General features: G+C 62.4%; 13 protein-coding genes. 7 read left to right on the forward strand and 6 right to left on the reverse strand.

What is annotated here, in order from left to right; genetic code table 11:
* Positions 1-37: 37 nt before the first annotated feature.
* Positions 38-499, forward strand: coding sequence for a hypothetical protein (locus I6L35_RS07635; RefSeq protein ID WP_216979936.1), 462 nt, complete (start codon positions 38-40; stop codon positions 497-499).
* Positions 500-584: 85 nt separating this feature from the next.
* Here the strand turns inward: I6L35_RS07635 and torA are convergent, their stop codons facing one another.
* Both torA and I6L35_RS07645 read right to left on the reverse strand, forming a co-directional pair.
* Positions 585-3065: a trimethylamine-N-oxide reductase TorA gene (gene torA, locus I6L35_RS07640; RefSeq protein WP_216979937.1), complete on the reverse strand. Its 2481-nt coding sequence runs from the start codon at positions 3063-3065 to the stop codon at positions 585-587.
* A gap of 23 nt (positions 3066-3088) precedes the next feature.
* Positions 3089-4219 carry a NapC/NirT family cytochrome c gene (locus I6L35_RS07645; RefSeq protein WP_005339847.1) on the reverse strand — a complete coding sequence of 377 codons (1131 nt, stop codon included), beginning with the start codon at positions 4217-4219 and terminating at the stop codon, positions 3089-3091.
* Positions 4220-4495: 276 nt separating this feature from the next.
* Between I6L35_RS07645 and I6L35_RS07650 the strand changes: the two genes are divergently transcribed.
* From I6L35_RS07650 to I6L35_RS07660, 3 genes are all read left to right on the forward strand, one after another.
* Positions 4496-6463: an ATP-binding protein gene (locus I6L35_RS07650; protein WP_216979938.1), complete on the forward strand. Its 1968-nt coding sequence runs from the start codon at positions 4496-4498 to the stop codon at positions 6461-6463.
* A 55-nt stretch (positions 6464-6518) separates the two neighbouring features.
* Positions 6519-7016, forward strand: a complete 498-nt coding sequence (locus I6L35_RS07655; protein ID WP_042054822.1) for a response regulator — start codon at positions 6519-6521, stop codon at positions 7014-7016.
* 67 nt (positions 7017-7083) lie between these two features.
* Positions 7084-9057, forward strand: a complete 1974-nt coding sequence (locus tag I6L35_RS07660) for a DNA topoisomerase III (RefSeq protein WP_216979939.1) — start codon at positions 7084-7086, stop codon at positions 9055-9057.
* A gap of 40 nt (positions 9058-9097) precedes the next feature.
* Here I6L35_RS07660 and I6L35_RS07665 read toward each other — a convergent pair whose 3' ends face one another.
* A complete protein-coding gene (locus I6L35_RS07665) occupies positions 9098-9538 on the reverse strand; it encodes a DUF417 family protein (protein WP_216979940.1) in 441 nt (146 codons plus the stop codon).
* A 14-nt stretch (positions 9539-9552) separates the two neighbouring features.
* On the reverse strand, positions 9553-10086 hold the full coding sequence (locus I6L35_RS07670; protein WP_216979941.1) for a carboxymuconolactone decarboxylase family protein: 534 nt from the start codon (positions 10084-10086) through the stop codon (positions 9553-9555).
* 101 nt (positions 10087-10187) lie between these two features.
* Here I6L35_RS07670 and I6L35_RS07675 point away from each other — a divergent pair, with 101 nt between their 5' ends.
* Complete coding sequence (locus I6L35_RS07675) at positions 10188-11018, forward strand: AraC family transcriptional regulator (RefSeq protein ID WP_216979942.1); 831 nt, start codon at positions 10188-10190, stop codon at positions 11016-11018.
* A 41-nt stretch (positions 11019-11059) separates the two neighbouring features.
* On the opposite strand, the gene I6L35_RS07680 is transcribed toward I6L35_RS07675, so the two are convergent.
* A complete protein-coding gene (locus tag I6L35_RS07680; protein ID WP_005339856.1) occupies positions 11060-12415 on the reverse strand; it encodes a TrkH family potassium uptake protein in 1356 nt (451 codons plus the stop codon).
* Complete coding sequence (locus I6L35_RS07685) at positions 12412-13065, reverse strand: TrkA family potassium uptake protein (protein WP_005339863.1); 654 nt, start codon at positions 13063-13065, stop codon at positions 12412-12414. The genes I6L35_RS07680 and I6L35_RS07685 overlap by 4 nt, the downstream gene beginning before the upstream one ends.
* A gap of 127 nt (positions 13066-13192) precedes the next feature.
* On the opposite strand from I6L35_RS07685, the gene murB reads away from it, so the two are divergent.
* A complete protein-coding gene (gene murB / locus I6L35_RS07690) occupies positions 13193-14230 on the forward strand; it encodes a UDP-N-acetylmuramate dehydrogenase (RefSeq protein ID WP_216979943.1) in 1038 nt (345 codons plus the stop codon).
* On the forward strand, positions 14227-15192 hold the full coding sequence (gene birA / locus I6L35_RS07695) for a bifunctional biotin--[acetyl-CoA-carboxylase] ligase/biotin operon repressor BirA (protein ID WP_216979944.1): 966 nt from the start codon (positions 14227-14229) through the stop codon (positions 15190-15192). Before murB ends, birA begins: the two co-directional genes overlap by 4 nt.
* Positions 15193-15264 lie beyond the last annotated feature (72 nt).

The following is a 15264-nucleotide window of genomic DNA, read 5'->3' on the forward strand; positions in this document are numbered from 1 at the left end:
AAGATATGGCATTTGTTTTAGCCTGAGGAAGAGAACCATGACCGACGATCCGTGGGCCCTGTGCCATCTTGACGATTCATTCGATGCCTCTGTACTGGGGGTCAAGGGCGCCCAGATCCAGTGGTTTGAAGATCGGGATGGCCTGATTGCCTATCTGCTGGAAGATTTTGTCGACCTGCTGGCCGATGTGGGCGAACTGGACGAGGAGCAGACCGAGCAGGCGCGCGAGCGCTTCACCCTGCTGGTGGAGCAGAGCTTCGACGATCGCACCCTGATGGATGCTATCAACGATCTCGCCTCCGGCTTGCGCCGCATCGCCTGGTTGGGGCCACTCTCGGAGCTGGCGGAGATCAGCGACGACTTTGCTTCCGGTCTGCGCCGTTACTTCTGGAGCCAGTACGATGGCGATGAAGATGACCCGGACGCCTGGGTGCCGGAAGAGCTGTGGCCGCAGCTGGTGGAGTGCGCGCAGGAGTATATGGAAGAGGGGGATTTTTAAATCTGTCCGGACTATGTGTGCTCTTTGGCAGACAGATAAAGAAACGGCGCCTTGATGGCGCCGTTTTTATTGGGTGGCAATCGCCTTAGCCGTTGGCCGGTACCGCGTGGGCGGTGTTGGCCAGCACAGGTCCTGTGTACTTCTCGATCTGCAACTGGGCCATGTGGCCGCAGTTGCCCTGTGCCAGACTGGACGAGCCTTCGTCGAAGGTGAGGCAGTTGACGTTGCCGTTCTTGCAGATGCTGCCCGCTTCGCCCGGCTTGGCCGGGTCGTACCAGGCCCCTTCGCAGATCCGCACCACCCCTTGGCGCACATCTTCGGAGAGCAGGGCGCCCACCAGGATCTGGCCGCGCTCGTTGAAGGCACGCACCAGATCCCCCTGGGCGATACCACGAGCCTTGGCATCCAGCGGATGGATCATGATCGCCTCGCGGTCGGCGATGGCGAACTTGTCCCGCAGCGGGGTGTTGTCGAGCTGGGAGTGCAGCCGCTGGGTCGGGTGGGAGGTGTTGAGCGACAGCGGATAGCGCGCCGCCACCTCGCTCTTCACCCACTCTTTGGGTTCATACCACTTGGGATGACCGGCGCAGTCGGCATAACCCATCCCCGCCACCGTGTTGGAGAAGATCTCGATCTTGCCGGACGGGGTACCGAGCGGGTTGAGCAGCGGGTTCTCGCGAAAATCGGCGTGACGGATCCACTGGCGGTTGGCCTCCGGGATCGGGAAGCGGATGTAGTTGTTGGACTCCCAGAACATGTTGAACGGCGGCAGCGCTACCCGGGCACCACGGGCCTGCGCCGCCATGCCGTCGTACATCTGCTTGAGCCACAGCATCTCGTCCTTCCCTTCGGTGTACTGCTCCTGCACACCCAGCTTGGCGGCGATGGCGCTGAAGATGTCGAAGTCGTTGCGGGACTCGTGCTGGGGCGGCACGCACTGGTGCATCGGGAACACATAGCGCTGGGAGTAGTCGCCACCCATCTCCAGATCGTTGCGCTCGTAGCTGGTGGTGACCGGCAGCACGATATCGGCGTGCTTGGCGGTAGCGGTCCAGTAAGGCTCGTGAACGATCACGGTCTGCGGCTTGCGCCACGCCTGCAGCAGGTTGTTGGTGTCCTGATGGTGGTGGAAGGGGTTGCCACCCGCCACGTAGACCAGCTTGATGTCCGGATAGGTCACCTTGCGGCCGTTGAAGTCGATGGTCTTGCCCGGGTTGGCGAGACAGTCGGCGATGCGCGCCACCGGGATCGGGGCCGGGCTGTTCTTCGGCGCGTTGCCGGCGGAGATACCGGCCAGAATGCCGCCCTTGGCGGTGGGGCTGCCACCGGAGGAGTAGTGGTAGCTGAAGCCGTAGCCGCCGCCCGGCAGGCCGATCTGGCCCAGCATGGAGGCCAGAGTGACCAGCATCCAGTTGGGCTGTTCGCCATGCTGCTGACGCTGCATGCCCCAACCGGCCATGATCATGGTGCGCTTGGCGGCCATGTCGAGGGCCAGCTGGCGGATCACCTTGGCATCGACGCCGCAGACGCTGCTCGCCCACTCGGCGCTCTTCGGCTGACCGTCATCCTTGCCGAGCAGATAGGCGAGGAACTTGTCGAAGCCGACGGTGTAGCGATCGAGGAAGGCCTGATCGTGCTTCTTCTCGCTGTAGAGGGTGTGGGCCACCCCCAGCATCATGGCCACGTCGGTGTAGGCGTTCGGGGCAATCCACTCGGCGCCGACCAGCTTGGCGGTCTCGTTGTAGACCGGATCGATGCTGATGACGCGGGTGCCTTTCTCCTTCAGCGCCATGAAACCGGCCTGACCCTCGTGATCCGGCATGTTCCAGCTGTTCTTCAGGGTCACCTGAGCGTTGACCCCCCACAGCACCACCAGTTCGGCGTTCTCAACCACATTGGGCCAGGCGGTCTGCTGCTCGTACACCTCAATGGAGCCCATCACGTGGGACATGATCACCTGAGCCGCGCCGGTGGAGTAGTCACCGGCATAACCGGTGAAACCGCCGGAGAGGTTCATCAGGCGGTGCAGCAGGGTGCGGCTGTTGTGGAACATGCCGACGCTTTTCCAGCCATAGGAACCGGCGTGGATCGCCTGCGGACCGAAGTCACTCTGAACCCGCTGGATTTCACCGGCCACCAGTTCGATCGCCTTGTCCCAGCTCACTCGCACCCATTCGTCGGCACCGCGCAGCTCGGGTTTGGCGCCCGGGCCATGCTCCAGCCAGCTTTTGCGCACCATGGGGTATTTGATGCGGTTCTTGGCGTGCACCTGGAACGGCGCCATGTCGATGAGATCGTTCGGTGCCGGATCATCGGCTACCGGCTGGACGCGCACCATGCGACCATCTTCGACGATCGCCTCGAAAGCCCCCCAGTGGGCGCCGGTCAGAATGCCCTTCTGGGCGGGCACCAGAGTCGGGAACTGACTCAATGCGGTGCTGATGGCTTGCGCCAGCGCACTCTTGGGAAAAATGCCGCCGAGCAGGGGCAGGGCTGCGCAGGCGCCGAGCCCCTTGAGCAGGTTGCGGCGGGACAGATTGGTCTTCTTGTCATTGAAAAAAGTCATAACGGTTTTCCTCTGTGCCAGCCTTAGTGGGCCGCGCTCATGTCACTGGCGTGTTTCTGGACATACTGGGTCAACATGCGAGCCTGTTCCGGGGTCAGGGAGGTACGAGACTCCATCCCCTTGATGACGCCGATCCACTGGTTGGCATTGAAGTGATCCAGCGCGGTGAGGCCGTGGCAGCCGGTACAGTTGTTGGACATCAGGGTGGAGGCGTATTGCCACAGCTTGCCCTGATCGCCGATGAGCTGGCTCTGGTCTACCCAGGCGGTCAGCTTGACCTGATGCCAGGTGAGGTTGGTGGCGCTGTCGGTTTCGCTCTGGCCGGTGACCAGCGCTTTCTTGGCGGCATCGCCGACCAGTACGCTGAGGATCCGCTTGCCCGGTGCGGCGTAGAACACTTCGCTCACACCATCCTGTTGCCAGCCTTCGATCTGCACCTTGGCGCGGCCGTTTTCGTTGGCCAGCACTTCCACCTTGGTGGAGGGCATCAGGGTGCCTTCGTCGGTCTTGGCGGCGGCATCGAGGAACAGCGGGGTGGTAGCGATGGCGTAGCGGGTGGTGACGTTGGCCGGGGTCTGGGCCGCAGCCTGCGCCAGCTCGCTGGCACCGGCGGCAGCCAGGCCGCTCATGTCAGGCATGATGTGGGCGACACCGCGGTGGCAGTCGATACAGGTCTGGCCCTCCTTGATGGCGACCGGGTGCTCGGCACGGGCATTGGGGCGCTGGGCCAGAATGTCCATCGCCTCGTAGCTGTGGCAGCTGCGGCAGGTGGCGGAGTCGTTGGCTTTCAGCTCGTCCCAGACGGACTGAGCCATCCGCAGCTTGTGGGCTTCATACTTTTCCGGGGTATCCAGCGTGCCGATCGCCTCGTGATAGATATCCTTCACGGCGCGGATCTTGGTCCACAGGTAGGAGGTGGGGTCGCCCGGGATGTGGCAGTCGGCGCACTCGGCGCGGATCCCTTTGGTGTTCTGGAAGTGGACACTGCCCTGATACTCGGCGAGCGGAGTCTGCATGGAGTGGCAGGAGACGCAGAATTCGGTGGAGCTGGTCTTGTGCAGCACGGTCACGGTGACACCCAGTGCCGCGACACCCAGCAGGGCCCCGAGCAGCAGGAGCCAGAACCAGGTTTTTCTTATCAGTTTTCCAATCATGGCGGCGTTTTCCTACGGTCAATAATTACCTACATAGTACTAGTCCAATAGTAGTAGTAATGATAGGGATAAGGCGTTGACCTCCATCATGGTTTATATTTTTGATTGTTGTCACATTTTGTCTTTTATTTTGCTATTGATATATTTGTCGAATTAAATTCAGTTGTTTTCTGTTTTATCTATTTGTGCACTTTCCGCGACAGCTGTTAGCCCCCTCGCAAAACCCCACAAGATTCGCTGATATAGTGAGCAGTGAGCCTCAACGGAGTGTCGCTGATGAGCCCTTTCTCACTGCTGTGTGTCGCCGCCAACGTGCAACTGCTGGCCGAATTCGAACAGGAGTTGGCTCCGCTGCTCGGCCATTTCGCGCTGGTGGTGGTGGTCGGTCAGGGGTCGGCGGAGCTGGCCTTGGACGAGCAGGATCGCAAGGGGCAGCCACCCGCCGTAGTGGTGTGTGACAGCGAGCTGGGGGATGGGAGAGGGGCCGATTTTCTGATCCGCCTCGGCAGCCGTCACGAGGCGTGCCGCAAGATCCTGCTCGGCAGCCAGCCGGAGATGAAATCGATCATCGAGGCAGTGAACCTCGGTCGTCTCGACTACTACCTGCAACGCCCCTGGCGCGATGGCAGCCTGCGCCGGGCGGTGATCGAGCAGGCGAGCCACTTTGTATTGCAGCGTCCCGAGGCGGATCTGCTGAGCTATGCCGCCGTGCTCGACAACCAGAAGCTGCTGCGAGCCCACGTCGATCGCCAGTTGGCGGCCTATCGGCAGGGTTTTATGGATTACACCCACTGCAGTGATGAAGAGCTGTCGCGGGTGGTGATCGACGGCCTCTACCAGTTTTTCGAGGGCAATGACGAGGAGCGGGTCTGCCGCCACTACAGTCCGGGCCATGTGCTGACCCGCGAGGGGGAGCCCAACAGCTTTCTCTGGTTTATCGCCAAGGGGGAGGTGGTGCTGCGCAAGCGGGACGAGCAGGGGATCGATCAGGAGGTGGTGCACTACCGTACCGGCTCGCTGGTGGGGGGCATGTCCTTTGTGACTGGCGAACCCGCCTTCACCACCGGCGTGACTCTGACCGGTGCCGAGGTGATCAAGCTCGACAAGCTGCAATTCTCCCGGGTGATGCAGGCGCGCAGCGAACTGCTCCCCTCCTTTACCAACCTGCTGCTGCGCCACTTCAACCGCCGTCTGCAAAACAGCATCCGCACCGAGATGCGGCTGCAACAGACCCTCAACTCCCTCGATGCCGCTCACGCCCAGCTAGTGGAGAGCGAAAAAATGGCGATGCTGGGTCAGTTGGTAGCCGGTGTCGCCCACGAGCTGAACAATCCGGTGGCGGCCATTATCCGTGGCAGCGAGACCCTGCGGGCCGCCATCCCCGATCTGGTCAATCTCGAGCTGCCAGCACCCATCAAGGGGCTGGGCAACCAGACCCTCTGTCAGGCGCTCTCCTCCCAGCCGCTCTCGACCAGCGAGATCCGTGACAAGACCCGGCAGGCGGAGGGGCGCTTTGGCGATCGTCAGCAGGCACGACTGGCGGTGCAGATGAATCTGGATGACGAGCTGAACTGGCAGCGCTGGTTTGCCAGCCGCACCGCCGCTGAGCGGGAGGCGCTGCTCTCCCGGCTGGAGCTGTTCCAGCAGACCGGTAGCTTCCTGCGCAATATAGAGGTGTGCGCCCGTCGCATCGGCGATCTGGTCAAAAGCCTCAAGCAGTATGCGCGGCAGGATCGGGCCGAACCCTCGCTGGTAGATCTGCACGAGGGGCTGGAAGATACCCTGATGATTTTCGAAAACCGCCTCAAGCATCATGAGCTCTGCAAGGAGTACCAGCCGCTGCCGCTGGTACGCTGTCACCCTATCGCCCTGCAACAGGTGTGGACCAACCTGATCGCCAACAGTCTGGATGCCATGAGCGGCCCGGGGCGACTCACCATCCGCACCGGGTTGCTGGATCCCGAGTGGATCATGGTAGAGATCGAGGATAACGGCTGCGGCATCGAGCCCGAGCTGTGGCAGCGGATCTTCGATCTCAACTTCACCACCAAGCGGGAGGGGCACTTCGGTCTCGGCATTGGCCTGAGCGTCTCGCTGCAGATAGTGCAGCAGCACCACGGCCGGATTGAGGTGGCCTCCGAACCGGGCCATTACACCCGGATGCGGGTCTGTCTGCCGCTGGATGGCATGGGGCAGGCCGGTTACGGGGGCGAACCTCATCACAACAAGGAGCATGCGGCCTGAGCCGTCGCCAGCATCAATCGCGCGGCGTGCCAAACCATGTCGCCAAGGAGGAGCAATGAACAAACACTATCTGATCCTGTGTGTGGACGATGAGCGGGAGGTGCTGGATGCGGTGATCCACGATCTCGCCCCGTTCCGTTCCCACTTCGAACTGGAAGCCGCCGAGAGCGTCGATGAGGCGCGAGCGGTGGTGGAGGAGTGGGAGCGCGACGGCAACAAGCTGGCGCTGATCCTCTGTGACCACATCATGCCGGGAACCCTGGGGGTCGATTTTCTGGTGGAGCTGAACCGGCGTGCCACCACCCGTGCCAGCCGCAAATTGCTGCTGACCGGACAAGCGGGGCTGGAGGCCACCGTCGAAGCGGTCAATCGCGGCGGGTTGCACTACTACCTCGCCAAGCCGTGGAAGCTGGAGACCCTGCAAGAGGCGGTGCGCGAACAGTTGACCGACTACCTGCTGGCGGAAGATGGCGAGAATGCCTTCCACTATGCACCGCTGCTCAATCAGGCGCGGCTGTTTGCCGCCATCCACGATCATCCGTTCGACGAGTAGGGGCAGTTGGGCTTTCGCAGTGGCGGTTGTATACTGTCTGCATATACAGTATTGCAGGTAGCCACCGATGCGACTCTTTATCGCCGAGAAGCCCACGCTGGGCCGCGCCATTGCCGATGCCCTGCCCAAGCCCCACAAGAAGGGCGACGGTTTTATCGAAACAGCCCAGGGGGATGTGGTCACCTGGTGCATCGGCCATCTGCTGGAGCAGGCCGAGCCCGATGCCTATGACGCCGCCTTCAAGCAGTGGCGGATGGAGCATCTCCCCATCGTCCCCGCCCAGTGGCAGCTGGTGGCCAAGCCCAAGACCAAAACCCAGCTCACCGTCATCAAGCGGCTGATCAAACAGGCGGATTGCGTGGTCAACGCCGGTGACCCGGACCGGGAAGGGCAGTTGCTGGTTGATGAGGTGATCGACTTTCTCGGCTACCCGAAGACCAAGCCGGTGCAGCGCTGCCTCATCAGCGATCTCAACCCGCCCGCGGTGCGCCGCGCTCTCGAGAAGCTGAGGGACAACAAGGAGTTCGTGCCGCTGGCGGTCTCCGCGCTGGCCCGCAGTCGGGCCGACTGGCTCTACGGCATCAACATGACCCGCGCCTACACTCTGCTCGGGCGCAAGGCCGGTTGCAGTGAGCTGCTCTCGGTTGGCCGGGTGCAGACCCCGCTGCTGGGGCTGGTGGTGCGGCGGGATCTCGAGATCGAGGCCTTCGTGCCCAAACCCTTCTACGAGGTGCTGGCCCATCTGCTGACCGACGGCAACGAGCGCTTCACCGCCAAGTGGCTGCCGTCGGAAGCCTGCCTGCCGTGGCAAGATGAGGAGGGGCGGGTGCTCAACCGGGCGCTGGCCGACAAGGTGGTGAGTCGGATCAACGGTCAGCCCGCACAGGTCGAATCGGTGGAGGAGCAGGCCCGCAAGCAGGCGGCGCCGCTGCCCTACAACCTCTCCAGCCTGCAGATCGATGCCGCCAAGCGCTTCGGCATGGATGCCAAGCGGGTGCTCGACATCTGCCAGAGCCTCTACGAGCGTCACAAGCTCATCACCTATCCGCGCTCCGACAGCCGCTATCTGCCGACCGACCATTTCAAGCGGGCTGAGCAGGTGCGCAGTGCCATCGCCGCCACAGCGCCCGCGCTGGCCAAGGCAGTTGCCGAGACAGACGGCAAGATCCGCAGCAAGGCGTGGAACGACAGCAAGGTGGATGCCCACCACGCCATCATTCCCACCGAGAAGCAGGGCAACCCCGCTACGCTGGGGGCCGACGAGGCGAAGCTTTACGGCCTGATTGCCCGCCAGTACCTGCTGCAGTTCTATCCCCCGTTCGAATACAACGACAGTAAGGTGCTGCTGCGCATCGCCGGTGGCCTGTTTCAGGCCAAGGCGCGGCGAATCCTCAAGGCGGGCTGGAAGGCGCTGCTCGGAGTGGAGGAGGATGACGACGAAGAGAAGGCCGGTACCCTGCCGGCTCTGAAGGAGGGCGAACAACTGCTCTGCGAGCGGGGCGAGCTGCAGGAGAAGATGACCCAGCCGCCCAAGTCATTCACCGATGCCACCCTGCTGGCGGCCATGACCGGCATCGCCCGCTATGTGCAGGATCCCGAGATCCGCAAGACCCTGCGCGACACCGATGGCCTCGGCACCGAAGCGACCCGTGCCGGTATCATCGACCTGCTGTTCAAGCGCCGCTTTCTGGTGCGTCAGGGCAAGAGCATCAAGGCGACCCCGACCGGACGGGCGCTGGTTCAGGCGTTGCCCGCGACAGCTACCACGCCGGATATGACGGCGCTGTGGGAGCAGAGCCTCGCCCAGATCGCCGAGCGCCACGGCAGCTACCAGCAGTTTATGGGGCCGCTCACCGAGCAGCTCAACGGCCTGATCGAGGGGGCGCGGCAGGACTCCGGTGCCAGCTTCAGCGCCCTGCCCAAGGAGGCGCCGGGTGCCGGCAAGCGGCGTTTTACCAGGCGCAAGAGTCCGGCGGCCAGCACGACTGGCGGGCCCCGACCGCGCAAGACGGCCAGCAAGCGCCAGACCAGGGCGGCATAACGAAAAAAGGCGCCCATCCAGGGCGCCAAAGGCATTGTTGTCAGGCTGCCTGAGTGGACAAGCTGGCACGGATCCTGTGCTGGTAGTGCAGCACCACACCGAGAAACACCAGATCCTTGAACAGGAAGAACTCGGTGACTGGCACGCCGTCAACCATCTTCCAGACACCTGTCAGGGTCAGCAGGAAGCTCAGCGTCGCCAGGAAGGTGACGATAGCCCCCATGCTGCACCAGTAACCGATGCGAGGTTGCCACAGGCCCACGACCAGCCCGATGGCGATCACTATCTCGACCACCCCGATCAGGTTCGATACGCTCTGTTCCGACAGGGGGCCATAGAGCCAGCTCATCAAGGGGTGGCTGGCTACCAGTGGTTTGATGGTGGCGGCCTCTGTCGGGGTAAACTTGAAGACGCCGATCCAGAGCAGGGTCAATACCACGCCCGCCAGGGCGACCAGAAAGCCTTTGTCATGTTGCTGCATGGGGGGCTCCTTGTTTAAGGGGTCAGAGTGACGGGCGGGAAGTCGATCTCGGTCGCCGCCAGGTGGTTGCCATAGTTGGTCAGGGTATTGACCACCACCTGGCCGAGCACCTCCAGCAGCAGCTCGTCATCTACGCCTGCGGCACGGGCGCTAGCAAGTTGCTCGTCACTGATCACCCCGCGCTGCTTGACCAGCGCCGTTGCCAGTTGCAGCAGGGCGTGATCAAGGGGAGCCGAGGCCTGGCCGAGTCGGGTTGCCCGGATCTCCTGGGCCGAGAATCCGGCCTTTCCCGCCAGTAGTGTGTGGGCAGACAAACAGTATTGGCAGGCGTTGGCTTGACCGATGGCCAGTGCCAGCAATTCCCGTTGTGGGGCAGTGAGGCGCCCCTTGCCAAGCGCCTCGGCAAAGCCCAGGAAGCCATTGAGCAGGGCTGGCGAGTGGGCCAGGGTGGCGTAGAGGTTGGGCACCATACCCAGATTGCGTTGCAGGGTGGCCAGGGTCTGGGCGGCTGCGGGTTGCGGCTGGGATACGGGTTGGATACGGCTCATGTTCTTCTCCTGTGGTAGTGAAGGTACGGGAGACAGTGTGCCGTCATTCGTGATACGGTTTATCACTCATCGTCTGCAAATAAATACTATTCGTCTCAAATATGGATCCGCTCTCTGCCCTGTTGGTTCATGCCTCCCCCGAAGCCAAGATCTTCTTCGCCGGCAACCTGTGCCAGAACTCCTCCAGTGATGATTACCCGAGCGGCGGACATCTTCATCTGCTGCGTAGCGGCGCCGTCATGCTGCGTGAAGAGGGGGGCGCCAGCTTGCTGCTCGAGGAGCCGACTCTGATCCTGTTCCCTCGGGGACGTCCTCACAAGCTTGAACCCAGAACGTTGGGGGGTTGTGATTTGGTGTGTGCCAATGTCGCATTCGGCAAGGGGGGCGCATCGCCGTTGCAGCTGGCATTACCGGGCTCGCTGGTGCTGCCGCTACGTGAGTTGCCTGCCCTGACGCCGGTGCTGAGTCAGCTGTTTGACGAGGCGTTTCACCCCCGCTACGGGCAGGATCCGCTGATCTCCCGCTTGCTGGAGGTACTGTTGATCCTGCTGCTGCGTCATCTGGTCGAGCAAGGAGTGTGTCAGCAGGGGATGCTGGCAGGTATTTCCGATCCCCGGTTGGCCAAGGCGATCTCGGTGATGCATCAGCGTGGGGATGAACCCTGGACGGTGGCCACGCTGGCGCGGGAGGCCTGCATGTCGCGGGCCCGCTTTGCCGCGAGGTTTCAGGAGCGGGTTGGTCAAGCGCCGCTTGGTTATCTGACCCACTGGCGTATGGCGCTAGCCTGCCAGCAACTGCTGGCGGGGGAGCCCGTGGTACAGGTGGCGCTGGGGGCGGGGTACAGCAGCAGTGTCGCCTTTGGTCGGGCATTCGAGCGGGAGCTGGGGGTGAGCCCGGGGCGCTGGCTCAAGGCGCAGCAACAAGCCGAATAAAAAAACGGGGCAGCCAGTGGCTGCCCCGTGTTCATGGCTGGTCAGCCAGTATAGACGTTCTCTTCCGGATAACGGATGCGGGTCTCGACCGGGCGGGCCAGCATAAAGGCCAGGGTCAGGGGGCCGAGACGGCCGCAGATCATCACAAGCACCAGGATCAGCTTGCCCGGCTCGCTCAGGGAGGCGGTGATGCCGGTGGAGAGGCCGACGGTGGCAAATGCCGAGATGGTCTCGAACATGATTTTGTCGAACGGCAGATCCTCGGTCACCATCAGCAGGAACATCGCCAGCATCAGCACCATGGTGCTGACGATGATGATGGCCAGCGAGCGGGTCACGATCTGGGGCGACAGGGTGCGGCCAAAAGCGGTGACATGGGGCCGTTTGGTCAGAAACGCCTTGGTCGCCAGTAGCACCACGGCGAAGGTGGTGACTTTGATACCACCACCGGTCGAGGTGGCACCGGCACCGATAAACATCAACATCATCAGGAACAGCAGCGCCGCCGGGGTCATCAGCCCGATATCTATGGTATTGAAACCGGCGGTACGGGCACTGGCAGACTGGAAGAAGGCAGCCAGCAGCTGGCCACCGACACCGGCCTTGCCGAGGGTGCCCGGGTTGTTGTGTTCCAGCAGCCAGAACATCAGGGTACCGGCCAGCAGCAGTGCCGGGGTCATCAGCAGCATCAGCTTGCTGTGCAGCTTGAGCTTGCGCCAGCGGCGGTTGCGCACCAGATCGACGATGACGGTAAAGCCGATCCCCCCCAGGATCAGCAGACCGGCGATGGTCAGGCTGATGATGGGGTCGTCCCTATAGTCGATGAGGTTGTTGGCAAAGAGCGAAAACCCGGCGTTGTTGAAGGCCGATACTGCGTGGAAGAAGCTGACATAGAGGCCGTGCACCCACCCCATCTCGGGCACCCAGCGGATCGCCATGATGCCGGTGCCGATCAGCTGGGCGATAAAGGCGAACAGCACGATCCGTTTGACCAGCTGGATGATGTTGACCGAGCCCTCCTGTCCCAGCGCCTCCTTGGCCAGTACCTGCTGGCGTAGGCCGACCCGTTTGCTGAAGATGGCGATCAGCAGCAGGGTCATGGTCATCTGGCCCAGACCGCCGATCTCCATCAGCATCAGCAGGAAAATCTGCCCCTGCAGGGTAAAGGCGGTGCCGGTATCCACCACGCCAAGACCTGTCACGCTGATGGCCGAGGTGGCGGTAAACAGGGCGTTGACGAAGGTGACCTCGCCATTGTGGCTGGAGGGTTGCACCAGAAAGATGGTGCCAATCAGCAGAATGATCAGAAAGCTGCCGAGGATCAGCCGGGCTTCGCTCCAGCGAGAGTCCTGCTCCCGATGGAGGGCGAAGGCGTAGCTGCTGCGCCAGTTGATCATAGGGTTTCGAGCCAGTGGTCGATGGCGTGCTTGTTGCCCGCCAGGATCAGGATGTCGCCCAGTTGCAGCTCCATCTTGCCGGTCAGCACGTTGTGCAGCACGTCACCACGCTTGATGGCGAGCAGCTGGAAATCGCTCTGTTGCAGCAGGTGGAAGTCGCCCAGTTCCCGGCCGTTCTGTTGCAGGCCAATCACGAACTCGGTCAGCACCATGTCGTGGCCCAGCTCCAGATAGTCGAACAGCCGGTTGTCCAGCATGCTCTGGGCGACCCGGCGGCCCATGTCCCACTCCGGGTTGATCACCTTGTCGGCGCCCACTTTCTGCAGGATCTTGGCGTGGAACTTGTCGCGCGCCTTGACCCACACCTTCTTCACGCCCGCCTCTTTCAAGACGAGGGTGGTGAGGATGCTGGTCTCCAGGTTGTCACCGATGGCAACGAAGACGATATCGAAATTGGCCAGTCCCAGCTCGGCCACGGTGGCCTCATCGGTGGCGTCGGCCACGATAACGTGATTGCAGAGGGCGGCGATTTGCCGGGTCTTGCTCTCGTCGATATCGATGGCCAGTACTTCGGCATCTTGCCGTTGCAGCTCTTCGCACAGCGCGCTGCCAAACAGGCCCAGGCCGATGACGGCAAACTGGTTGTTCATGAGTTATTCCTCAGCAGTTGAAGTCGCCTACTCTAAACCACTGCTATTCCCCCGAAAAGGGCTCGGGTTTTTCGTCATGGGGCAACTTGAGGTAGACTGCGCCCTTGCACCAAGCCGGGATAGACCGATGAAACTGAATGCCAACGCCTCCTTGTTGAAGCTCAACACCCTTGCCCTCGATGCGTATTGCCTCTGGCTGGCCGAGGTGGAGCAGGTTGCCGATCTGGCGACCCTGCGTGCTGATCCACAACTCAACCAGTTGCCTCGCCTCAATCTGGGCGGCGGCAGCAATATGCTCTTCACCACCGATTTTCTCGGTCTGGTGGTGCTCAACCGGCTCAAGGGGATTACCGCTGAAGATGGTGGCGATCACTGGTTGCTCCATGTGGCGGCCGGTGAAGATTGGCATCAGCTGGTGCGCCATACCTTGCAACAGGGCTGGTTCGGGCTAGAGAATCTGGCGCTCATTCCCGGTACGGTCGGTGCCGCGCCGGTGCAGAACATCGGTGCCTATGGCGTTGAGCTGGCCGACTTCTGCGCCTATGTCGAGGCGTTCAACTGGCAGAGTGGCGAGATTGAACGGATCGCGGCGGCAGATTGCCGCTTCGGTTATCGCGACAGCATCTTCAAACACGAGTATCAGGATTCCCACCTGATCACCGCCGTCGGGCTCAAACTGCCCAAGGCGTGGCAACCGGTGCAGGGCTATGGCCCACTGGCTGCGCTCGGTGACGCGCCTTCGGCGCAGGCCATCTTCGATACCGTCTGTGCCACCCGCATGGCCAAACTGCCGGATCCTGCGGTGCTCGGCAATGCGGGCAGCTTCTTCAAGAATCCGGTGGTGCCTGCCGCGCTGGCGGAGTCGCTCAAGTCGCGCTATCCGCAGATGCCCTGCTATCCGGCCGGAGAAGGGCAGTCCAAGCTGGCGGCGGGCTGGCTCATCGATCAGTGCGGTTTGAAAGGTTTCGCCATTGGCCGTGCCGCTGTTCATCAGGAGCAGGCGCTGGTGCTGGTCAATCTGGGGGGCGCCAGTGCCATGGAGCTGATCGCGCTGGCGGCCCATGTCCGCGACTGCGTGGAGCAGACGTTTGGCGTGGTGCTGGAGCACGAGGTGCGCTTTATGGGCGCGCACGGTGAAACCTGGCTCGACGAGGTGCTCTCATGACGTTGACTCCCATCAGACAGACCCTGATCACCCTGCTTAGCGACGGCCAGTTTCACTCCGGCGAACAGCTGGGTGAGCAGCTCGGCATCAGCCGGGCGGCGGTAAGCAAACACATGGCGGCGCTCAAGGAGCTGGGGCTGGATCTCTTTAGCCTGACCGGCAAGGGCTACCGGCTGGCGGTGCCGATGGCGCTATATGATCAGGCTACCTTGCAGGAACTGGCACCGATGGCGCCGGTGCACTGTTTTCCGGTCATCGGCTCGACCAACCAGCACCTGCTGGATCGGGTCAATGAGCTGCGCTCCGGCGAGAGCTGTCTGGCCGAGTGTCAGACAGCCGGGCGCGGTCGTCGTGGCAAACCCTGGATTTCGCCGTTCGGTTGCCAACTGATCCTCAGCATGTACTGGCGACTCGAACAAGGCATGGCGGCGGCCATGGGGCTCAGTCTGGCGGTCGGCGTGGCAGTGGTTGAAGCGCTGGAGAGCCTTGGCTATCAAGGCGTCGAGCTCAAGTGGCCCAACGATCTCTACTATCAGGGCCGCAAGCTGGCGGGCATTCTGGTGGAGATGAGCGGCAGTGCCGGTGCCAGCTGTCATCTGGTGATCGGTATCGGCCTCAATCTGGCGATGCCGGCCCGTGAAGGGGAGAAGATCGATCAGGCCTGGGCCGAGCTGCGCCACATCAATCTCGAGCTGGTCGACCGCAATGAGCTTGCCGCCCGGATGATCGTCTATCTGCAGCAGGCGCTGCAGACCTTCGAGCAACACGGTCTGGCGAGCTTTGTCGAGCAGTGGAATCGGCTCGACCATTTCGCTGGTCGCCCCGTCCGTCTGTTGATGGGGGATCAGGAGATCCGCGGTATCGCCCGTGGTATCGACGATCGCGGAGCCCTGCGGCTGGAGACGGGCGAAGGGGTCAAATTCTATCTGGGGGGGGAGCTCTCCCTGCGCCGGGGCGACTGAGGGTCAGCAAGGCCGCTCATGATGCCAAACAGAAGAGGGGGCCTGCGGGCCCCCTCTTCGTTATCCGGCAAC

The organism is Aeromonas sp. FDAARGOS 1405 (assembly GCF_019048265.1).
In the GTDB taxonomy this organism is placed as follows: Bacteria; Pseudomonadota; Gammaproteobacteria; order Enterobacterales; family Aeromonadaceae; genus Aeromonas; species Aeromonas veronii_A.

Excerpts from the sequence above, each read along its gene's own strand:
- I6L35_RS07635 (WP_216979936.1), top strand. The coding sequence starts at position 38 with ATGACCGACGATCCGTGGGCCCTGTGCCATCTTGACGATTCATTCGAT.
- torA (WP_216979937.1), bottom strand. The coding sequence starts at position 3,065 with ATGACTTTTTTCAATGACAAGAAGACCAATCTGTCCCGCCGCAACCTG.
- I6L35_RS07645 (WP_005339847.1), bottom strand. The coding sequence starts at position 4,219 with ATGATTGGAAAACTGATAAGAAAAACCTGGTTCTGGCTCCTGCTGCTC.
- I6L35_RS07650 (WP_216979938.1), top strand. The coding sequence starts at position 4,496 with ATGAGCCCTTTCTCACTGCTGTGTGTCGCCGCCAACGTGCAACTGCTG.
- I6L35_RS07655 (WP_042054822.1), top strand. The coding sequence starts at position 6,519 with ATGAACAAACACTATCTGATCCTGTGTGTGGACGATGAGCGGGAGGTG.
- I6L35_RS07660 (WP_216979939.1), top strand. The coding sequence starts at position 7,084 with ATGCGACTCTTTATCGCCGAGAAGCCCACGCTGGGCCGCGCCATTGCC.
- I6L35_RS07665 (WP_216979940.1), bottom strand. The coding sequence starts at position 9,538 with ATGCAGCAACATGACAAAGGCTTTCTGGTCGCCCTGGCGGGCGTGGTA.
- I6L35_RS07670 (WP_216979941.1), bottom strand. The coding sequence starts at position 10,086 with ATGAGCCGTATCCAACCCGTATCCCAGCCGCAACCCGCAGCCGCCCAG.
- I6L35_RS07675 (WP_216979942.1), top strand. The coding sequence starts at position 10,188 with ATGGATCCGCTCTCTGCCCTGTTGGTTCATGCCTCCCCCGAAGCCAAG.
- I6L35_RS07680 (WP_005339856.1), bottom strand. The coding sequence starts at position 12,415 with ATGATCAACTGGCGCAGCAGCTACGCCTTCGCCCTCCATCGGGAGCAG.
- I6L35_RS07685 (WP_005339863.1), bottom strand. The coding sequence starts at position 13,065 with ATGAACAACCAGTTTGCCGTCATCGGCCTGGGCCTGTTTGGCAGCGCG.
- murB (WP_216979943.1), top strand. The coding sequence starts at position 13,193 with ATGAAACTGAATGCCAACGCCTCCTTGTTGAAGCTCAACACCCTTGCC.
- birA (WP_216979944.1), top strand. The coding sequence starts at position 14,227 with ATGACGTTGACTCCCATCAGACAGACCCTGATCACCCTGCTTAGCGAC.